At 71.0% G+C, this 18,801-nt stretch carries 20 protein-coding genes and 1 pseudogene; 7 read left to right on the forward strand and 14 right to left on the reverse strand.

The annotated features are described in order from the left end of the window. Nucleotides 1–269: 269 nt before the first annotated feature. From prcA to AB0F70_RS01120, 7 genes and pseudogenes are all read right to left on the reverse strand, one after another. Nucleotides 270–956 (reverse strand): annotated as a pseudogene (gene prcA / locus AB0F70_RS01090) (proteasome subunit alpha); the annotation flags it as partial. Then, nucleotides 953–1,786: a proteasome subunit beta gene (gene prcB / locus AB0F70_RS01095; protein ID WP_357443567.1), complete on the reverse strand. Its 834-nt coding sequence runs from the start codon at nt 1,784–1,786 to the stop codon at nt 953–955. The gene prcB and the pseudogene prcA, both read right to left, overlap by 4 nt. 1 nt (nt 1,787) lies before the next feature. Next, nucleotides 1,788–1,985 carry a ubiquitin-like protein Pup gene (locus AB0F70_RS01100; protein ID WP_357442578.1) on the reverse strand — a complete coding sequence of 66 codons (198 nt, stop codon included), beginning with the start codon at nt 1,983–1,985 and terminating at the stop codon, nt 1,788–1,790. 96 nt (nt 1,986–2,081) lie between these two features. After that, the gene (gene dop, locus AB0F70_RS01105) at nt 2,082–3,743 is read right to left on the reverse strand and encodes a depupylase/deamidase Dop (protein WP_357443569.1); all 1,662 of its coding nucleotides are present in this window, start codon (nt 3,741–3,743) and stop codon (nt 2,082–2,084) included. Nucleotides 3,744–3,886: 143 nt separating this feature from the next. Further along, nucleotides 3,887–5,548 (reverse strand): proteasome ATPase, encoded by a 1,662-nt coding sequence (gene arc, locus AB0F70_RS01110; RefSeq protein WP_357442580.1) that lies wholly within the window; start codon nt 5,546–5,548, stop codon nt 3,887–3,889. 141 nt (nt 5,549–5,689) lie between these two features. Next, nucleotides 5,690–6,703, reverse strand: a complete 1,014-nt coding sequence (locus AB0F70_RS01115) for a tRNA (adenine-N1)-methyltransferase (protein WP_357442582.1) — start codon at nt 6,701–6,703, stop codon at nt 5,690–5,692. 94 nt (nt 6,704–6,797) lie between these two features. Next, entirely contained in the window at nt 6,798–7,967 is a 1,170-nt protein-coding gene (locus AB0F70_RS01120) for a site-2 protease family protein (RefSeq protein ID WP_357442584.1), read from the reverse strand. 93 nt (nt 7,968–8,060) lie between these two features. Here AB0F70_RS01120 and AB0F70_RS01125 point away from each other — a divergent pair, with 93 nt between their 5' ends. Beyond that, the gene (locus AB0F70_RS01125; RefSeq protein ID WP_357442586.1) at nt 8,061–8,978 is read left to right on the forward strand and encodes a PD-(D/E)XK nuclease family protein; all 918 of its coding nucleotides are present in this window, start codon (nt 8,061–8,063) and stop codon (nt 8,976–8,978) included. A gap of 30 nt (nt 8,979–9,008) precedes the next feature. Here AB0F70_RS01125 and AB0F70_RS01130 read toward each other — a convergent pair whose 3' ends face one another. Next, nucleotides 9,009–9,713: an HAD family phosphatase gene (locus AB0F70_RS01130; protein ID WP_357442588.1), complete on the reverse strand. Its 705-nt coding sequence runs from the start codon at nt 9,711–9,713 to the stop codon at nt 9,009–9,011. Nucleotides 9,714–9,812: 99 nt separating this feature from the next. Here AB0F70_RS01130 and AB0F70_RS01135 point away from each other — a divergent pair, with 99 nt between their 5' ends. Beyond that, complete coding sequence (locus AB0F70_RS01135) at nt 9,813–10,373, forward strand: HD domain-containing protein (protein ID WP_357442590.1); 561 nt, start codon at nt 9,813–9,815, stop codon at nt 10,371–10,373. Between the two features lie 62 nt (nt 10,374–10,435). Here the strand turns inward: AB0F70_RS01135 and AB0F70_RS01140 are convergent, their stop codons facing one another. Beyond that, on the reverse strand, nt 10,436–10,981 hold the full coding sequence (locus AB0F70_RS01140) for a hypothetical protein (protein ID WP_357442592.1): 546 nt from the start codon (nt 10,979–10,981) through the stop codon (nt 10,436–10,438). 312 nt (nt 10,982–11,293) lie between these two features. Between AB0F70_RS01140 and AB0F70_RS01145 the strand changes: the two genes are divergently transcribed. Together AB0F70_RS01145 and AB0F70_RS01150 are read left to right on the forward strand one after the other, a co-directional pair. Beyond that, nucleotides 11,294–11,713 carry a hypothetical protein gene (locus tag AB0F70_RS01145; RefSeq protein WP_357442594.1) on the forward strand — a complete coding sequence of 140 codons (420 nt, stop codon included), beginning with the start codon at nt 11,294–11,296 and terminating at the stop codon, nt 11,711–11,713. A gap of 96 nt (nt 11,714–11,809) precedes the next feature. Then, nucleotides 11,810–12,376: an HD domain-containing protein gene (locus AB0F70_RS01150; RefSeq protein WP_357442596.1), complete on the forward strand. Its 567-nt coding sequence runs from the start codon at nt 11,810–11,812 to the stop codon at nt 12,374–12,376. Nucleotides 12,377–12,403: 27 nt separating this feature from the next. Here AB0F70_RS01150 and AB0F70_RS01155 read toward each other — a convergent pair whose 3' ends face one another. Both AB0F70_RS01155 and AB0F70_RS01160 read right to left on the reverse strand, forming a co-directional pair. Beyond that, nucleotides 12,404–12,877: an NUDIX domain-containing protein gene (locus tag AB0F70_RS01155; protein WP_357442598.1), complete on the reverse strand. Its 474-nt coding sequence runs from the start codon at nt 12,875–12,877 to the stop codon at nt 12,404–12,406. Next, entirely contained in the window at nt 12,877–13,638 is a 762-nt protein-coding gene (locus AB0F70_RS01160; RefSeq protein WP_357442600.1) for a helix-turn-helix domain-containing protein, read from the reverse strand. The genes AB0F70_RS01155 and AB0F70_RS01160 overlap by 1 nt, the downstream gene beginning before the upstream one ends. 151 nt (nt 13,639–13,789) lie before the next feature. On the opposite strand from AB0F70_RS01160, the gene AB0F70_RS01165 reads away from it, so the two are divergent. After that, nucleotides 13,790–14,077: a hypothetical protein gene (locus tag AB0F70_RS01165; protein WP_165827219.1), complete on the forward strand. Its 288-nt coding sequence runs from the start codon at nt 13,790–13,792 to the stop codon at nt 14,075–14,077. A gap of 105 nt (nt 14,078–14,182) precedes the next feature. Continuing rightward, nucleotides 14,183–15,061 (forward strand): PAC2 family protein, encoded by an 879-nt coding sequence (locus tag AB0F70_RS01170; protein WP_357442602.1) that lies wholly within the window; start codon nt 14,183–14,185, stop codon nt 15,059–15,061. A 67-nt stretch (nt 15,062–15,128) separates the two neighbouring features. Here AB0F70_RS01170 and AB0F70_RS01175 read toward each other — a convergent pair whose 3' ends face one another. The 3 genes from AB0F70_RS01175 to AB0F70_RS01185 form a co-directional block, all read right to left on the reverse strand. After that, the gene (locus tag AB0F70_RS01175; RefSeq protein WP_116675661.1) at nt 15,129–15,344 is read right to left on the reverse strand and encodes a hypothetical protein; all 216 of its coding nucleotides are present in this window, start codon (nt 15,342–15,344) and stop codon (nt 15,129–15,131) included. Nucleotides 15,345–15,455: 111 nt separating this feature from the next. Beyond that, the gene (mshC, locus tag AB0F70_RS01180; RefSeq protein WP_357442604.1) at nt 15,456–16,766 is read right to left on the reverse strand and encodes a cysteine--1-D-myo-inosityl 2-amino-2-deoxy-alpha-D-glucopyranoside ligase; all 1,311 of its coding nucleotides are present in this window, start codon (nt 16,764–16,766) and stop codon (nt 15,456–15,458) included. Nucleotides 16,767–16,829: 63 nt separating this feature from the next. Beyond that, nucleotides 16,830–17,750, reverse strand: coding sequence for an undecaprenyl-diphosphate phosphatase (locus tag AB0F70_RS01185; protein ID WP_357442606.1), 921 nt, complete (start codon nt 17,748–17,750; stop codon nt 16,830–16,832). A 68-nt stretch (nt 17,751–17,818) separates the two neighbouring features. Between AB0F70_RS01185 and AB0F70_RS01190 the strand changes: the two genes are divergently transcribed. Then, the gene (locus tag AB0F70_RS01190; protein ID WP_357442608.1) at nt 17,819–18,793 is read left to right on the forward strand and encodes an aldo/keto reductase; all 975 of its coding nucleotides are present in this window, start codon (nt 17,819–17,821) and stop codon (nt 18,791–18,793) included. Nucleotides 18,794–18,801 lie beyond the last annotated feature (8 nt).

Below are 18,801 nucleotides of genomic sequence, written 5' to 3' on the forward strand. Positions count from 1 at the left end.
GCCCCGGCATCCGGCGTGGTGGTGTCGGTCTCGGTCGCCGTGGTGGTGTCCGACTTCGTGTCGGTCTCGGTCGCCGTGTCGGTCTCGGTGACGTCCTCGGCCTCGGCCTCGGCGACGGTCTCGCCGCTCGTCTCCGCCGTCTCGGCGGTCTCCGGCGGCACTGTGTCCGCCGTCCCCAGGCCCGGCGTCGCCGAGCCCACCGCGACGGCGTCCGTCGGCGGGAGGTCGTCGGACGGCACCGCTTCGCCGTCCGCAGGCTCCGCGCCCTCGGCGAGCAGGTCGGCCAGGACCTGACGCGTCAGACGTCGGAACGACCGCCGCGGCCGGTCGCGCTCCAGGACAGCCACCTCGAGCTGGGCCGCCTCGATGGTGCGCGACGCCGAGCCCTCGCCCGAGCCTAGCGCCGCCACCGCGAGCCGCAGGGCCTCGCCGAGCGACATGTCCTCGCGCCAGCCCTCCTTGACGCGCCGGCCGAGCTGCTCGGCCTGGCCGCCCATGACGACGAAGCCGTGCTCGTCCGCCACCGTGCCGTCGTAGGTGAGCCGGTAGATCTGGTCGTCCGCCGACTCGGCACCCACCTCGGCGACGACGATCTCCACCTCCAGCGGCTTCGACTCGGTGATGAACACGGTGCCGAGCGTCTGCGCGTACGCGTTCGCCAGGCCCCGCGCCGTCACGTCGGACCGGTCGTAGGAGTAGCCGCGCATGTCGGCGTACCGCACGCCGGCCACCCGCAGGTTCTCGAACTCGTTGTACTTGCCCACTGCCGCGAAGGCGATGCGGTCGTAGATCTCCGAGATCTTGTGCAGCGCACGCGAGGGGTTCTCGGTGGCGAACGCGATACCGCCGTCGTAGGCGAGCACCACCACGGACCGGCCGCGGGCGATGCCCTTGCGGGCGAAGTCCGCCCGGTCCTTCATCAGCTGCTCGGGCGAAACATAGAACGGCATGTTCATGCGAGGTGCCCCCTCTCTCGGCGCTGCGCCACGATGTGCTCCGCGACGCGGGCGATCTCCGCGTCCTCGATGCGCTGGTAGCCGTCGGCGGACACCGTGGCGACCACGGGGAAGATCCCGCGGACGGTGTCGGGGCCGCCCGTCGCCGAGTCGTCGTCCGCGGCGTCGTACAGCGCCTCGACCGCCACGTGGATCGCGGCCTCCGCGTCCATCCCGCGCCGCCAGAGCTTCTTCATGGCGCCCCTGGCGAAGAGCGAGCCGGAGCCGATGCCGTGGTGCTCGTGCTCCTCGTAGCGACCGCCCGTGGCGTCGTAGCTGAAGATGCGGCCGGTCTCCTTGGCCAGGTCGTAGCCCGCGAACAGCGGCACGACCGCAAGACCCTGCATCGCCATGGGCAGGTTGGCGCGCAGCATCGTGGCCAGGCGGTTCGCCTTGCCCGTGAGCGAGAGCAGCGACCCCTCGATCTTCTCGTAGTGCTCGAGCTCGAGCTGGAAGAGCCGCACCAGCTCCAGCCCGATACCTGCCGAACCAGCGATGCCCACGGCCGAGTACTCATCGGCCGGGAACACCTTCTCGATGCTGCGGCTGGCGATCATCGGCCCGGCGGTCGCACGACGGTCACCCGCCAGCAGGACCCCGCCGTCGAAGGTGAGCGCCACGATCGTGGTGGCGTGCGGGGCAAGGGTCGCCGGGTCGGTCACACCGACTGGCATGACCCTGTTCCCGGGGAGGCGGTCGGGGGCGTGCTCGGCCAGGAAGTCCACGAAGGACGACGATCCCGGACGCAGGAAGGCGTCCGGGAGTCGTCCTGTGGTGCGGTCTGCGCTCAGGTCACTGCCCACCCTTCTGGACGAATCCACGAACGAACGACTCGGCGTTGGTCTCCAGCACCTCGTCGATCTCCTCCAGCAGGGCGTCGACCTCGTCGTCGTCCTTCTGCGCCGCCGCAGCGGCAGGCGCAGGGGCCCCCGCGTCGTCGTCCGGAGTGCGGTCCTCGTGTGACGGGTTGATTCTTTCCTGACCGGCCATGATCGCCTCCTGGTGATTCACTGACGTATTACTGGTCTCGAAGCCTAGGCCCTGACCTCATGTATTGACCCTAGGCGGTGACACTGACATCCACGGTCACCTTCTTCCGGAGAGTCCCGCGAGCAGGGTCGCGGCGTCGGGGCTCGCGTCGAGCAGCGCGCCGATGTGGCGCCGCGTGCCGCGGGTCGGGTCGAGCATCGGCACGCGCTGCAGGGCCTGCGACCCGTCGACGTCGAAGATGACCGAGTCCCAGCTCGCCGCGGAGATCTGGCTCCCGTAGCGAGCCATCACCTCGCCCCTGAAGTAGGCGCGGGTGTCGGTCGGCGGGTGCTGCACCGCTCGCGCGACGCTCTCCTCGTCGACCAGCCGGTCCACCGCCCCCTTGGCGAGCAGCCGGTGGTAGATGCCCCGCTCGGGCCGCACGTCGGACCACTGCAGGTCCATGGCGTGCAGGCGCGGGTGGTCCCACTCCAGGTTGTCGCGCGAGCGCAGGCGGTCCAGCAGCCGCAGCTTCGCGACCCACTCGACCTCTCGCGCGCAGGACGCCGGATCCGTGCCCAGCCGTTCGACGACAGACGCCCAGCGGTCGAGCACGGTGTCCGACTCCGCGTCCGTGCCGAGCACCTTCAGCGACCGCCGGACGATGTCGGTGACCTCGCCCTGGACCTCCAGCGCGGTCATGGTCCTGCCGTCCGCCAGCTCGAGCCGCGCGGTCAGCGCGAGGTCGCGCGAGACCTTCTGCACGTCGCTCACCGGGTCGGCAAGCCGGAGGGCGCCGAGCTCGGCACGTGCGTCCACACCGGCCTCTGCCAGCTCGTCGAGGTGCTCCAGCACCCACAGCACGAGCGACGTCGTGCCCATCTTGAGGTAGGTGGGCACCTCCATCAGGTTCGCGTCGCCGAGGATGAGGTGCAGGCGGCGCCAACGCTGCCGGTCGGCGTGCGGCTCGTCACGGGTGTTGACGATGGGCCGGCGCAGCGTGGTCTCGAGGCCGATCTCGGCCTCGATGTAGTCGGCGCGCTGGGAGATCTGGAAGCCGGGGGTGCCGCTCGTCGCGCCCAGGCCCACGCGGCCGGAGCCCGTGAACACCTGCCGGGTGACGAGGAACGGCGTGATGAGCTCGGCGAGCGTCGTGAAGGGCAGCGAGCGGTCGACGAGGTAGTTCTCGTGGGTGCCGTAGCTGGCGCCCTTGCCGTCCACGTTGTTCTTGTAGAGCACCACCTCGCTGCCGGGGAAGCTCGCGAGCTCCCGCAGGGCCGCGAGCATGACCCGTTCGCCGGCGACGTCCCAGCGCACGATGTCCTCGGGCGACATGACCTCGGGCGAGGAGTACTCGGGGTGGGCGTGGTCCACGTACAGCCGGGCGCCGTTCGTCAGGATGACGTTCGCGGCGCTCGGGTCGTCGTACTCCTCGGCGGCGGGCCGCTCGACCTCCTGCGTCGAGCCGGACCGGCGTCGGCCACGGCCGGGCAGGCCAGGCTCCACGACCGGCACCTGCCCGGTGACCGGACCCGACGGCGCGGGCAAGGACGGGTCGTCGGTCAGCATCGAGGGCTGCGCCGAGGCGCGGTCGAGATGGAACCCGCGTGCGTCCTGCAGCGGGTCCTCGTCGTCGTAGTCCCAGCGAGCCTTGCCACCCCGGCCCTCGGAACGCGTGGAGATCGCCCGGTAGGTCGTCACCACCTGGCTGGAGAGCAGCATGGGGTTGGCCAGGGGACGGCCCGGCTGCAGGACTCCGTACTCGGTCTCTATGCCCATCACACGACGTACGCTCACGTTCACCACCCTATGCCGCAGTAGTTCCACTGGTCGGTCACCTTGATCGGTCGCGCTGACCAGTCGCGTCGATCAAGCAGGGTCCGCGCCCGCCGGACGGACGCGGACCCTGCCTCGACGTGCTGTCAGAGGTACTGACCGGTGTTCTGAACGGTGTCGATGGTGCGCGGTGTGGCACCCTCGCCCTTCTTCTGGACGATGGTGCGGATGAAGACGATGCGCTCGCCCTTCTTGCCGCTGATGCGCGCCCAGTCGTCGGGGTTGGTCGTGTTCGGGAGGTCCTCGTTCTCCTTGAACTCGTCGACGCACGCGGTCAGGAGGTGCTCCACACGGATCCCCTTCTGCCCCGTGGCCAGGAAGTCCTTGATCGCGTTCTTCTTGGCGCGGTCGACCACGTTCTGGACCATCGCGCCCGAGTTGAAGTCCTTGAAGAAGAGGGTCTCCTTGTCCCCGGACGCGTAGGTGACCTCGAGGAACTGGTTCTCCTCGTCCTCGGAGTACATCCGCGACACGACCGAGGTGATCATGCCGTCGAGCGCCTCGGCCATGTTGTTGCCGTACTCCGCCAGGTCGTCGGGGTGGATCGGCAGGTCCTTGGTGAGGTACTTGCCGAAGATCTCCTTGGCACCCTCGGCGTCGGGCCGCTCGATCTTGATCTTCACGTCGAGCCGCCCCGGGCGCAGGATGGCCGGGTCGATCATGTCCTCACGGTTGGACGCACCGATCACTATGACGTTGTCGAGCCGCTCCACACCGTCGATCTCCGCGAGGAGCTGGGGCACGATGGTGGTCTCCACGTCCGAGGAGAGGCCCGTACCGCGGGTGCGGAACAGGGACTCCATCTCGTCGAAGAAGACGACGACGGGCATGCCCTGGCTGGCCTTCTCCCGGGCACGGGCGAAGATCAGGCGAATGTGCCGCTCGGTCTCGCCGACGTACTTGTTGAGCAGCTCCGGACCCTTGACGTTGAGGAAGTAGCTCTTCACCTCGGGGTCGCCCCCGTGGGCGCGGGCAACCATCGCCGCGAGAGAGTGCGCGACCGCCTTGGCGATGAGCGTCTTGCCGCAACCGGGCGGGCCGTACAGCAGCACGCCCTTGGGCGGGCGCAGCCCGTGCTCCCGGAACAGGTCGGGGTGCGCGAACGGCAGCTCGACCGCGTCGCGGATCGCCTCGATCTGCGGGCCGAGGCCACCGATGTCCTCGTACTCGATGTCCGGGACCTCTTCGAGGACCAGCTCCTCGACCTCGGACTTGGGCACGATCTCGAACACGAAGCCGCTGCGCGTGTCGACCGTGAGCGAGTCGCCCACGCGGAGCGGGGAGTCCATCAGCGAGCCGGCGAGGCGCACCACGCGCTCCTCGTCGGCGCGGCCGACCACGAGCACGCGGTCACCGCCCAGCATCTCCTTGACGGTCACCAGCTCGCCGATGCGCTCGTACTCCCCCGCGCCGACGACGGTCATCGCCTCGTTGAGCTTGACCTCCTGGCCCGGGCTCAGCCGCGTGACGTCCAGGCTCGGGCTCGCGGAGACGTGCATCTTGCGGCCGGCGGACGAGATGTCCACCGAACCGTCGGTGTGCGCCCCCAGGAACACGGCGTACGTGCCCGGCGGCTTGGCGAGGTCGTCGAGCTGCTTCTTCAGCTCGACGATCTGATCGCGCGCCGCGCGGAGTGCCTCCGCCAGGCGCTCGTTCTTGGCTGAGAGGAGGGCAATCTGGCGCTCGTAGTCGCGGTTTGGCAAAGACTCATGCTCGGGATGGTTGTATCCTGACGTGTTCTCGGTCATGACATCCCCTCTCGTAGGGCCCGGGAGGCGACCATATGACGCAAACGCCTCCGAGAACAGCACCTTAAGCACAGTCACTGACACACCGGGAGTAAGAACACCCGTTTGAGACGTCCGGGGTACTCGATCGTTACAGCCCGTTCACGCAGGCGGGGTACTCGCGTCCTCGGGCGCAACGCCCAGGTCACGTCGCACCTTGCGGACCTTCTTGTCCGACACCGCGCGCTCGCCGAGCTCCTCCGAAGTCCACTCCGCTTCGGCCGTCGCGGGGTACGCACCCTTGGCAGGACGCCGTTTCCGCTCGGGTGCGACGACCCCGTCGGCCATCCGGCGGGCGATGATGAGGAAGCCCGTGTGGCCGATCATCCGGTGCTCGGGACGCACGGCCAGACCCTCGAGGTGCCACCCGCGGATCATCGTCTCGAAGGCCGCCGGCTCGGTGAACCGGCCGTCCGCACGCAGATCTTCCGCTGTGCGCGAAAGTTGGGTCGTGGTAGCCACATAGCAGACGACGACGCCGCCGGGCGCGAGCGCCGAGGCGACCGCTTCCACGTTCTCCCACGGTGCCAGCATGTCCAGGACCACGCGGTCGACGGTGCCCGGCTCGGCCACCTCCGGCAGCACGTCGGAGAGGTCACCGACGGACAGCTCCCACGCCGGGTGCGGCCCGCCGAAGAAGGTCTCGACGTTGCCCTTGGCGATGGCCGCGAAGTCCTCGCGCCGTTCGATCGAGTGCACGTGCCCGGCGTCGCCGACCGCGCGCAGCAGGGACATCGTCAGCGCGCCGGAGCCGACACCGGCCTCGACGACGCGCGCGCCCGGGTAGATGTCGGCCATGGCGACGATCTGCGCGGCGTCCTTCGGATACACGACGGCGGCACCGCGGGGCATCGACAGCACGTAGTCGGCCAGCAGCGGGCGCAGGGCGAGGTACGCGATGTTGGCGGTGTTGACCACCACGGAGCCCTCGGGCTGTCCGATGAGCTGCTCGTGCTGGAAGTAGCCCCGGTGCGTGTGGAACGTGCCGCCGGGCTGCAGCGTGATGGTGTGCAGGCGATTCTTGGGGTCGGTCAGCTGGACCTTGTCGCCCACGCGGAACGGGCCGCGGCGCTGCTCGGCGCCGGTGGCGGTAGGGGTATCGGTGGGTGTGGTCACGACCGACCATCCTAAGTGCTGGGTCGGCCCCACGCGTGCGCCGGGCTCGGACCGGAAGTCAGGCAGGGCATCAGGCGGGGCGTCAGGTGGCGCGTCAGGTGGCGCGGATCGCCCGCGCGACGTCGGCGAGGTCGAGCACCCCGGTGACCCGGCCGTCGTCGACGACCGGGACGAGCCTGGCTCCGCCCGACCGCTGGGCAAGCCGCGTCAGCAGGTCGGTGCCAGACAGCGCCGGGGGCACTGCCGACCCCGGAACGAACGGCACGGCCACGGCGTCGACCAGGGTCACGCCGCGCGCCGACTCCGGGACCGCCGTGACGGCGCCGCCGTCGATCACCGCGATGGGAACCCCGCCGTGCCCCACGACCACCACGTAGTGCGACGGCGTGCCGCCGCCCGCCGCCGCCCGGGCGTCGAGCGCGTCGGCGACGGTGGCGCCGAGCGGGACGACGACGGCGGGGCCGGCGAGCCCGGCGGCGGTCAGCCCGTCGACCGCCTCCCTGCGCCGGCCGTTGGAGATCGCGGCGCCGGCGCCGGCCCAGAGGAACGCCCCGATCAGCGCGGACAACAAGACGTTCGTGATGTTCGGTGTAACGCCCCGCAGGTACGGCACGACCAGCGCCCAGAGCAGGACACCGACTGCGACGACGCGACCGGCCCAGCCGGCCACGACGGTGCCTGTGGTGCGCTTGCCCGTGACCGCCCAGACGATGGACTCAAGGATCTGGCCGCCGTCGAGCGGCAGGCCGGGGAGCAGGTTGAACGCGCCGACGAACGCGTTGGACGCCGCGCCGGCCAGCAGCAGAAGCATCGGCACGTCCTGCACGGCATCGGGGTCCCACGCGAACCAGAACCCGGCCGCGAGCACCAGGTTGGTCAGCGGCCCGACGACGGCGACGAGGAAACCGTCGAGCGGCCGACCCAGGCCGCCGGTGTAGGCGGTGTGGCCGCCCCAGATCGTGACGGCGAGCTCCGTCACGTTCTGCCCGCGCGCCCTTGCGGCCAGCGCGTGCGCGGCCTCGTGCAGGAACACGGAGGCGAACAGGAGCAGCACGAACACGAACGCGACGACGTAGGCGCTCGCGCCGAGCCCCGGCGAGAGCGCCTCCGCGGTGGGGGCGAACAGGAGGGTCAGGACGAACGCGGCGAGGAACCAGGACCGCGTGACGATGACTGGCGCGCCGGCCACGCGGCCGATGACGAACCCTTTCGAGCGCTGCGGGGCGGGCGGTGCGGGCGTGGAGGCGGGCTCCGAGGTGGTCACCGGACAAACCTATCCGCCCTGTCGCCCTCGGGGGCACGGCGCGCTGTGGATGGCTGCCAGGGGATGTCGGTGACCGCACCTAGGGTTGGGGCCATGACGACGACGGAGGTTTCCCAGGAGCCGGTGCCGGACGTGACGGCGGAGGCGGTCGGCACCGTGTCGGCCGTGCGTGCGCCGTCGCGGCCGCCGGCTCTGTCGCCGTCCCGCGCGAACGACTTCATGCAGTGCCCGCTGCTGTTCCGGTTCCGCACGGTGGACCGGCTGCCGGAGCCGCCGTCGGCCGCCGCGGCGCGCGGGACGCTGGTGCACTCGGTGCTGGAGCGGCTGTACGACGCCCCGCTGGGGGAGCGCACGCTGGCCGCGGCGAACGACCTGCTGCCCGGCGAGTGGGACCGGCTGCTGGAGGCGGACGACCGGTACACGTCGCTGTTCACGGACGGGGTCGGCCCGGACGGGCAGGACCGCGCGGGGTGGCTCGCGGGTGCGGGTTCGCTGCTCGGCACCTATTTCACGCTGGAGGACCCGAACCGGCTCGAACCGGCGGAGCGGGAGCTCCTGGTGGAGTCACAGCTCGACGGCGGCCCGCTGCTGCGCGGCATCGTGGACCGGCTGGACGTCGCGCCGACCGGCGACGTGCGGGTGGTCGACTACAAGACCGGGAAGTCGCCGCGTCCGGGCTACGAGTCGTCGGCGGTGTTCCAGATGCGGTTCTACGGGCTCGTCCTGTGGCGCGAGCGCGGGGTGCTGCCCAAGATGCTGCAGCTCGTGTACCTGGGTGACGGCCAGGTGCTGCGCGGTGAGCCGACCGTCGAACAGCTGGAGCACACCGAGCAGAAGATCCGCACCATCTGGTCGGCCATCGAGGAGGCCGCCCGGACCGGGGTGTGGAAGCCGCGCCGGACGAAGCTGTGCGGCTGGTGCGCGCACCAGTCGCTGTGCCCGGAGTTCGGCGGCACTCCCCCGGAGGTTCCGGACGGCGCGATCCCGCTGCGCCTGGGTATAACCGTGTGACGTCGCGGCGGCGCTGACCGTCGGGCGGGCTCAAGCAGGCGAGCTCAAGCCCAGCAGGTCGACGACCTCGCCTGCCGCGATCCGCCCGAGTACCTCGAGATCGATCTGCTTGAGCGACGCCGCCCGGTTGAGGCCTGGCCGGGGCGGCACGGGCACCTCGGCGGGCACACCGAGGGTGCGCGCACCCGAGGCGAGCGCGGACGTGATGCCGGGGTTGGAGTCCTCGATGGCCACGCAGTCCTCCGGCCGGGCGCCGAACAGGCCGGCGGCCACCAGGTACGGCTCGGGGTCCGGCTTGCCGTGCGTGACCTCGTCGCCGGTGACGAGGTGGGCGAAGGTGCCGGCGGGGGCGCCGTCGGCCACCACCTCGGCCTGGCTGCGGTACGACATGGTGACTATCGCGCACGGGACCTGCGCGGCGCGCAGCTCGTCGAGCAGCTCCAGGACGCCGGGGCGCCACGGCACGCTCTCGCGCAGCTGCTCGTTCACGCGGGCCACGAGCCAGGCCACGATCTCGGCGGGCTCGAGCGGCACGCCGGCGTCGCGCAGCATGGTGCCGGTGGTCAGGAGCGCCTGCCCGACGGCGCCGAGTGCGTCCTCGTGCGTCCAGGTCGCCCCGTGCGCCGCGACGATCTCGCGCTCCGCACGCATCCAGTAGGGCTCGGTGTCGACGAGGGTGCCGTCCATGTCGAACAGGACGGCGGCGGGAAGGACTGCGGAGGAGTCGCGAGGCACCGGCACATCGTAGGTGTCGACGTCGTACGGCCGGTAACCGGCAATGGTCCGGCGCGTGACGCTCCGACGAGCCGCGCGGGAATGCCGGACGATAGCGCCATGACGCACACCGCCGCATCCGGCATCGCCGCCTTCACCTTCGAGATGGGCGTGCTCAAGCGCCTGCGTCGCTCCGGCTGGTGGCAGGTCGGGGTGCGGGACCCGGAGTCCGTCGCCGAGCACAGCCTGCGGGTCGCGCAGCTCGCCGCGCTGCTGGCCGCCGAGGAGGGCGCCGACCCGGCACGCGCCGCCTACCTCGCGCTCTGGCACGACTCCCAGGAGACCCGCATCACCGACCTGCCCCACACCGCCCGCCCGTACGTCACCAAGCCCGACAACGTCGCGGTCACCCGTGACCAGGTAGCTCCCCTGCCGGCCGCCGCCGCCGCGACCGTCGTCGACGCCGTGACCGAGTTCGAGGCGCAGCAGACGCCCGAGGCGCGTTACGCGCGCGACGCCGACAAGCTGGAGTGCCTCGTCCAGGCGGTCGAGTACCGGCACAGCGGCCAGGCCGGGGTGCAGGAGTGGATCGACTCGTCCTACGCGGCCCTGCGCACGGATGTCGCGAAGCGGGTAGCGGATGCCGCCCTCAGCCTGTCCCCCATGAGCTGGCGGGACTGAAGCTGGCGGAACTGAAGCTGGCGAAACCTGAGCTGAGCGGACTGACGCGAGCGCCCGGCGGTTCAGTCCGCGAGGAGCCGCTCGGCGCGCTCCGCCTGGCCGGCGTCGAGCTCGGTCCGGTCGAACGCCGCGACTGCCTTGTCGAACGTCCGGTTCACGACGGGCTCGACCTCCACGACGCCTACCGGGGAGACCATCGCTTCGTCGTACTCCGCGATCCACGCGTCGATGTGCGCCACATAGGCGTCCCTGGCCAGGTCGAGCTCGCCGCCGTCGGGCAGGGTCACCGCCTTGGCATCGTCCTTCGCCGTCAGGACCTCGGCCCGCGCGTCCTCGGCCAGCGCGGGCACGTCCGTCATGAGCGCGGTGGCGAGCTCTTCCTGCCGCCGGGCGTCGGAGGTCGCCTCTATCTCGTCGAACCGGTGCGCGATCTCGTCGATGTAGTCGCGCATCGTCGACTCGCTGTGCTCCACGGCGTCGAGCAGTACGTCAGCGGGCTCGCTGCTGCGCTCGGCCTGGGACCAGGCGATGCCCGTGCTGGCGCCGCCGGCGACGACGAACGCTCCGACCGCAGAGAGCAGTGCCCGGTGGTTTCGCAGGTTGCGCATTACTTCATACTCGCCCGAACCATGGGTGCTCTGCGCACCTCACCGTGTGATTTGTGGCGGAGCAATAAGACATATGCGGTTCTTTCGGGCACTAATTCTGGTCCTGGAAGGTCGCGACGGACCGAAAGTCCTGCGCTCGACGATGCGAGCGCCAGGATCGCGCCGCGCTCATACCGACGCAATACGCCACGTGCCGGCCGCAGCCCGCAACTCACAGCCTCGCCGCGCGCACTGCGACGTCCTGGGTGATGCTGGCCCACGATCGGCGGCCACGGCCGACGACCCCGGTAGCACCGACGAGGAGGAATGACCGTGTTCGGACCCGATTTCTTCGAGCGACTCTCGCAGCGGACGTACTACGACCTCGACGGCAACCCGATCACCCAGGACCAGTGGTCGGTGCTGCGCCGCGGAGCAGGCAGCGACCACGTCGCGCGCGACCACATCGGCTTCTACCACGTCTCCACCGTCTGGACCGGCATCGACTCCACGGCTTCGGCGGACGACGACAACGGCCACGGCCACGCCCACGGCCGTACTCCGCTGATCTACGAAACGATGGTGTTCGTCGAGCGGCTCGACCCGGACGGCATCCTGTCCGAGGACGACAAGCTCGACTGCACCGAGGAGTACGCGGAGCTGCACGCCACGCGCGACGACGCGCTCGCCGGCCACCACCGCACGACGGCGATGGTCCGCGACTGGATAGTCAACGGCCGACCGGAGCTCTGACGACGGAGGTTCAGGATGCAGACCAGCACACGTCCCCCGACCGCGCCCTTTGCCGCCCGTCGCGCCGTGCGCCGCACGGCGATCTACGGTGAACCGATGCACGGAACCATCCCGCGGGAGCTGGACCCCGCGGGCGCACAGGCACTGCTGTCCGCGCTCTTCGAGCCCGGCGCCGACCGCCTCGCGCACTCGATAGGCGTCGGCCGCCGCGCCGAGCAGGTCGCGCGTGTGCTCGGCAGCCCGGACCTGCTCGTCTCCGCCGCCTACCTGCACGACATCGGCTACGCCGCCGCGGCCTTCGACACCGGCCTGCACCAGCTCGACGGCGCCCGCTACCTCGCGCGGCTGGGGGTCCCGGCGGAGCTGACCGGCCTCGTCGCGCACCACACGGAGTCCACCGTGGAAGCCGCGGAGCGTGGCCTGGACGACGCACTGCGGCGCGAGTTCCCCGAGCCGGCCCCCGAGCTGCTGGACCTGCTCACCTACTGCGACATGACCACGTCGGCGCGGGGCGAGCCGGTGACCGTCGACGAGCGGTTCGAGCGCATCTACGACCGCTACCCGCCCGACCACCTCGTGTCCCGCAGCATGCACGACGCAGAGCCGCGGCTACGCCGGCTCGTGTCCGGGATCGAGCGCCGGCTGGGGCTGCCCTTCAGGTGAGGCCCGCCAGGGTCCGGCAAGAGCCCGTCAGGTGAGGAAGGGCATCGTCCGCGTCGGGTCCACCGCGTGCTCGATCCGCAGCCGCATCGAGGGGTGGATCTCCAGCTCGCCGAGCCTGTCGACGTGCTGCCACACGACCTCGCTCGACTCCACAGAGGTCCGTGCCGCGCCTCCGGTGACCGTGCCGCGCATGCAGATGGAGAACTGGGCGCGGACCTCGCCGTCCGAGTACACGATCACGTGCCGGGGATCGGTGTAGATCCCGACCAGGCCGGTGATCCGCACGCGGTACCCGGTCTCCTCCTCGGTCTCGCGGACGCCGGCCTCGCGCACCGTCTCCCCGGGGTCGATGCCCCCGCCGGGCAGTGCCCAGAGGTCGTTGTCGGTGCGGTGGATGAGCAGCAGCCGTCCGACGTCGTCCCGCACCGCCACCGTCACCGACGGGACCACGGAGTTCACGGGCGGAGCGGATGGGTCGTCGAAGTAGTCGAACCGCACCATCACGCCACCCTGTCCGAGTCCTCCGTCCGAGGCCATGCCTCCAGAGGTTTGGCGGCCGTCCAGACCCGCTCGAACCCCGCCTGGTAAGCGGGCGCCATCGACGCCTCCGGACCGTCCTTGAGGTGCAGCAGCGGGTTCGCCCCGGCGGGCGAGCCCCACACGTGGGTGTTGACCAGCAGGTCGTCGTCGAACCGGAAGGTCGTGGCGTACAGCGTGCGGTCGTGCAGACGCACCTCCACGCCCGGTGTGCCGAGCGCGGGCGCCAGGTAGGCCAGCACCAGCGCGATCCGCCCGGCGAGGCCCGTACCGCCCTCCTCCCGCGTGCGGACGGCCACGGCGTCGCCCTCGGGGTCGCCGAGCAGCAGCCGCACCTGCACGCCGCGTGCCGCCATGGTGACGATCTCCGTCGTCAGGTCGAGGGTCTGGTCGGGCAGGAACGTCGCGGCGAACGCGTGCAGCTCGAACCGCTGCTCCACGCCCGCGAGGAAGGCGCGCCAGGTACCGGCCGGCATGGCGCGCCGCGCCGGGTACACCCCGACGATCTCCTGCGCCGCGGCCTCGGCCCGGTCGACGTCGCCCCAGAGCGCAGCGACGTCGCAGCCCAGGGCGTCCGACACCGCCACCCGATGGCGCGGGTGCGGCGTGCGGCCCTGGGCCACCCAGCGCTCGACCGTCTTCGGGTCAACGCCCACAGCGGCAGCCAGGCGCACCTGGCTCAGGCCTGCCTGAGCCATCGCTGCGACCAGTCGTTGATTTCTCATCGTGAATACCCCCAGGGACGTATCTATCACCGAAACGTCCCGAGCGCTGCCGATGGCACGTCCCGTGCTTTGACGCACAGTTGTCTCAGCCAGTTGCCCCATGCCCTCCCCCATGCTCGCCCCCCGCCCGATCCACGCACCGGAGAGTCTCGTGAACCCCATTGCGACGCAGTCGGTCACCGAACGTCTCGGCGATGTCATCGATCTGCTGCGGCACGTTCGCGCGGACTGGATAGAGGTACTGACGGTCACGCCGGAGCGGGTGTGCCTGCAGCCCTGGCACCTGGACGACGGCGAGAGCATCGCCCGCGCACTTGGCCTGGACCACGCGATCGACCAGCGCATGATGGAACCCGGCTACACGCTCTGGACCGGTACGTGGCGCGGCGTCGAGGTCCAGGTCCGCGGCGCGCTGCGCGCCGGTGTCCCGGTGTTCTGACCTGCACCTCGGGTCCGCAGCCGACGTCCGCCCGCCAATTCGCCCGTCCGCGAACGCGACCGCGCCCCTGGCCACGCCGGGCGTCCCACACCATAGGCTGGGGGGATGACCGACGCGCATCACGAGCAGCCGGAGCAGGCCTCGCCTCGCCAGACCGTGCTCCTCGCTGCCTTCGAAGGTTGGAACGACGCGGGAAGTGCTGCCACGTCGGCCCTCACGCACCTGGCCGAGGTGTGGGGCGCAGAGAAGGTGACAGAGCTCGACCCCGAGGAGTTCCACGACTTCCAGGTCAACAGGCCGTACATCTCGCTGGACGACGACGGCAAACGCTCCATCACCTGGCCGACGACCTCCATCTCGGTGGCCCAGGTGGGCGAGCGCAAGGTGGTGCTGGTGCACGGCGTCGAGCCGTCGATGCGCTGGCGCAAGTACTGCGAGGACCTGCTGCAGGTGGCCGACGACCTCGGGGTGCGGACGGTGATCACGCTCGGCGCGCTCCTGGCCGACGTGCCGCACACGCGGCCCATCCCGATGACCGCGACGTCGGACAGCGTGGGCCTGCAGGCGGTGCTCGACATCGAGGCCAACACCTACCAGGGGCCGACGGGGATCGTCGGCGTGCTGCAGCACGAAGCGGCACAGCGCGACCTGCAGTCGGTCAGCCTGTGGGCCGCCGTGCCGCACTACGTCGCCAACCCGCCGTCGCCCAAGGCGACGCTCGCCATCCTCACGCGCGTGGAGGAGATCCTCGGCGAGCCGGTCCCCATGGGCGAGCTGCCCGACGACGCCGCGGCCTGGCAGCACGGCGTGGACGAGCTGGCGTCCGAGGACTCGGAGATCTCCGAGTACGTGGCGCAGCTCGAGGAGGCGAAGGACACCGCAGAGCTCCCGGAGGCCTCGGGCGACGCGATAGCGCGGGAGTTCGAGCGCTACCTGCGCCGACGGGACACCGGCGGCAAGGACAGCGGTCCCGAGAAGCTCTGACGAGCACGTAAAAGAGGCCTGAGCCCAGCGGGCTCAGGCCTCTTTCATTCGGTTTCGGCGGTTGGGTTCACACGCTGCTGGAAATCGGTTCGATCCGCACTCCGGCGTCCGGACCGTGAAATCCCACCCACGTCTCGAGACACCGTGCGGCGTCCTCTACGCGGTCATAGACCGGTGCATATCCTGGTCCGTTGCGCACCACGCGATAGCGCGTGCTGCACCGGGGCGTCGTCGTGACGGTGACCCGGGTCTCGCCCGTGAAGTCTTCCTCGTACTCCGTCATGCTCCCCATCCTGCCCCGGGTTAAATACAAACGGAAGCAGGGGTCAAAACTAACCCGTCCGGCGCCTGGCGTGGCGCTGGCCTACCTCGCCCAAACCGGACACTCAAAGGGTTAAAGACGCACTCCGAGCAGGGCGTTTACCGTACGAGCCATGACTCCCGGAGCGCCTTCCTCGTCCGCGGAGGTGTCCCGTGCGGGGTCGAGGGAAACCTCGGCCCAGGCGTCGACGGCCGCGAGTGCGGCCGGCGCGTCGAGGTCGTTCGCGAGCGCCGCGCGGACCGCGGCAAGGGTCGCGTCGGGGGACGGGCCGCCGTTGCCCGAGACCGCGTCGCGCCATCGGACGAGCCGTGCCTCGCCCTCGGGCATCGAGGTCTCGTCCCACTCCCACTCGGTGCGGTAGTGGTGGGACAGCAGGGCCAGCCGGATCGCCATCGGGTCGTGGCCGGCCTCGCGCAGGCGGGAGACCAGGACGAGGTTCCCGAGCGACTTGCTCATCTTCTCGCCCTCGTAGCCGACCAGGCCCGCGTGCACGTGCGTGCGCGCCCCGGCGGGCTCTGCGCCCTCGGGGACCGGACACAGCACCCGCAGGTGCGACGTCGACATCTCGTGGTGCGGGAACAGCAGGTCGGAACCGCCGCCCTGCACGTCGAACCGCTCCCCCGCGGCCAGGCCGAGCCCGTCCCGGGCGATCACCGCGCACTCGATGTGCCAGCCGGGGCGTCCGGTGCCCAGCGGGCCGCCGTCCCATGCCGGCTCACCCGGGCGCTCACGGCGCCACAGCAGCGGGTCGAGCGGGTCCTTCTTGCCCTCGCGGTCGGGATCGCCGCCACGTTCGGCGAAGTCGGCGAGCGCCTGCTCCCGGTCGAGCCGTGCGACGGTCCCGAAGCGCGGGTCGGCGGTGAGGTCGGCGTAGACGTCGCCCAGCTCCGGCGTCGTGCCGCCCGCACCCGGCTCCAGCGGCACGCGGTACGCGGCACCTGACTCGAGCATGGCGGCCACGGCCTGCGCGACGTCGGGCACGGACTCGACGGCACCCGTCCACGTCCGCGGCGGGATGACACCGAGCGCCGTCATGTCCTCGCGGAACAGGGCGGTCTGGGACGCCGCGAGCTCGCGCCAGTCGACGCCCGTCGCGGTCGCGCGCTCCAGCAGCGGGTCGTCGACGTCGGTCACGTTCGAGGTGTAGACGACGTCCTTGCCCGCGTCGCGCCAGGCGCGGACCAGCAGGTCGAACGCGACATAGGTGTTCGCGTGCCCGATGTGGGTGGCGTCGTACGGCGTGACGCCGCACGCGTACAGCCGGGCCTGTGGCCCCGGCGCCGCCTCGACGAGCTCACCGGTGGTCGAGTCGTGGACCCGCACCGGGTCGGAGACGGGGAAGCCGGGAAGCTCCGGGACTTGGGGTGTGGGCCAGGCGTGCACGCGACCAACGATAACCGCCGCCCACGACACTCCCGGACCACGTCAGGGCGCTGGATATGTGTTCTACGCGACGCCGCCGGTCGCGTCGATGGTGCCCGACATGAGCAGGTACACGACGGCACCGGCGAGGGCGAACCGGTAGAACACGAACGGCTTGTAGGAGTAGTTCCCGATGATCTTGAGGAACCCGATGATCACCGCGTAGCCGACGCCGAACGCGATGATCGTCGCGATGATCGTGGCGCCCCAGCCGGGCGCCCCGGGCGCGAGCGGTTCACCGAGGGTCTTGAAGAGCTGGTAGAAGCCCGACCCCAGCACCGCGGGCAGCGCGAGCAGGAACGAGTAGTCGGCAGCGGCCTTCCGCGTGAAACCCATGGTCAGACCGGCGGTGATCGTGCCTCCCGAGCGGGAGACGCCAGGCACCAGCGCCAGCGCCTGGGCCAGGCCGAAGCCGAGGGCGCTGGGCCCCGTGAGCGACGTCAGCTCGCGCTCCTGGCGCCCGAAGATGTCGGCCAGGAGCAGGAGGATCCCGAAGAACGTGAGCGTGAAGACGGTGATCCAGAGGTTGCGGAACGTGGTCTCGATGGCGTCCTCGAACAGCAGCCCGAGCAGGACGATCGGGATCGAGCCGAAGATGATGTACCAGCCCATGGCGGCGTCGTGGTTCGCGCCCGAGCCGGGGCGGCCGTGCCGCAGGTCCACCGAGCCGGACCGCGGCCCCAGGCCGGTGCGCGCGCGCCAGCCGCTGCCGTTCGCGCCCGTCAGGGCCTTGAACCAGGCGACGAGGATCGCGCCGATCTTCTGGCGGTAGTAGATGATCACGGCGAGCTCGGTGCCGATCTGCGTGATCGCGGTGAAGGCCGCGCCAGGATCGCCCGAGCCGATCAGCTCACCGACGATCCGCAGGTGGGCCGACGACGAGATCGGCAGGAACTCGGTAAGGCCCTGGACCAGGCCCAGAAGAATCGCTTCCCACGGAGTCACGGGCGGTGACACTACCCCACGGCGCGCCTCCGGACGCACCCGCCGGGGCCGCGGGTAGCCTGCCCGACATGGAACGACGCCGCGTAGGCAGGTCTGGCCTACGGGTCTCCGAACTCGGGCTCGGGACCATGACATGGGGCCGCGACACCGACGAGATCGACGCGGCCGAGCAAGCTCGGGACTTCCTCGACGCCGGCGGCACCCTCGTCGACACCGCCGCCAGCTATGCCGACGGCGACGCCGAACGCGTCATCGGCACGCTGCTGACCGGCAAGGTGGCGCGCAACGAGCTCGTCCTCGCCACCAAGGCGGGCATCCGCTCGGAGTCGCGGCCCGACGGCGGCTCGGGCCGGGTCGTGGACGCCTCCCGCGGCGCGCTGCTCGACAGCCTCGACGAGTCGCTGCGGCGCATGGGGACCGACCACGTCGACCTGTTCCTCGTCGCCTGCCCCGACCCGAACACCTCGCTCGAGGAGACCTGCAACGCGCTGCGCATAGCCGTCACCACGGGGCGCGCCCGCTACGTGGGGCTGAGCAACCACCCGGGCTGGGCCACCGCGCGCGTCGCGACGCTGCTCGAGCCCGATGTCGGCCTGGCCGCCGTCGAGCTCGAGTACTCCCTGCTGCAGCGCGGCGTGGAGCGCGACGTGCTGCCCGCCGCCGACGCGCTCGGGGCCGGGCTGCTCGCCTGGTCACCGCTCGGGCGCGGCGTGCTCACCGGCAAGTACCGGCGCGCCATCCCGGCGGACTCCCGGGCGGCCGGCGCCCTCGCCGGCTTCGTGCAGCCGTACCTGGAGGGTTCGGCGTCCTCCGTCGTCGAGGCGGTGGCGACCGCCGCCGAAGGACTTGGCCGTACCGCAGGGGAGGTCGCCATCGCGTGGCTGCTGGAGCGCGAGGGCATCGCGTCGGCGATCGTGGGCGCGCGGACGCCGGCGCAGCTTCGTTCGTCGCTGGGAGCGGCGAGCCTGGAGCTGCCCTACGAGGTGCATGCCGCCCTCGACGACGTCTCCGCCCCCGAGATCGGCTACCCGGAACGCTGGTGACCGTACCC

The sequence above is a fragment of the Promicromonospora sp. NPDC023805 genome, assembly GCF_040639635.1.
Classification (GTDB): Bacteria; Actinomycetota; Actinomycetes; order Actinomycetales; family Cellulomonadaceae; genus Promicromonospora.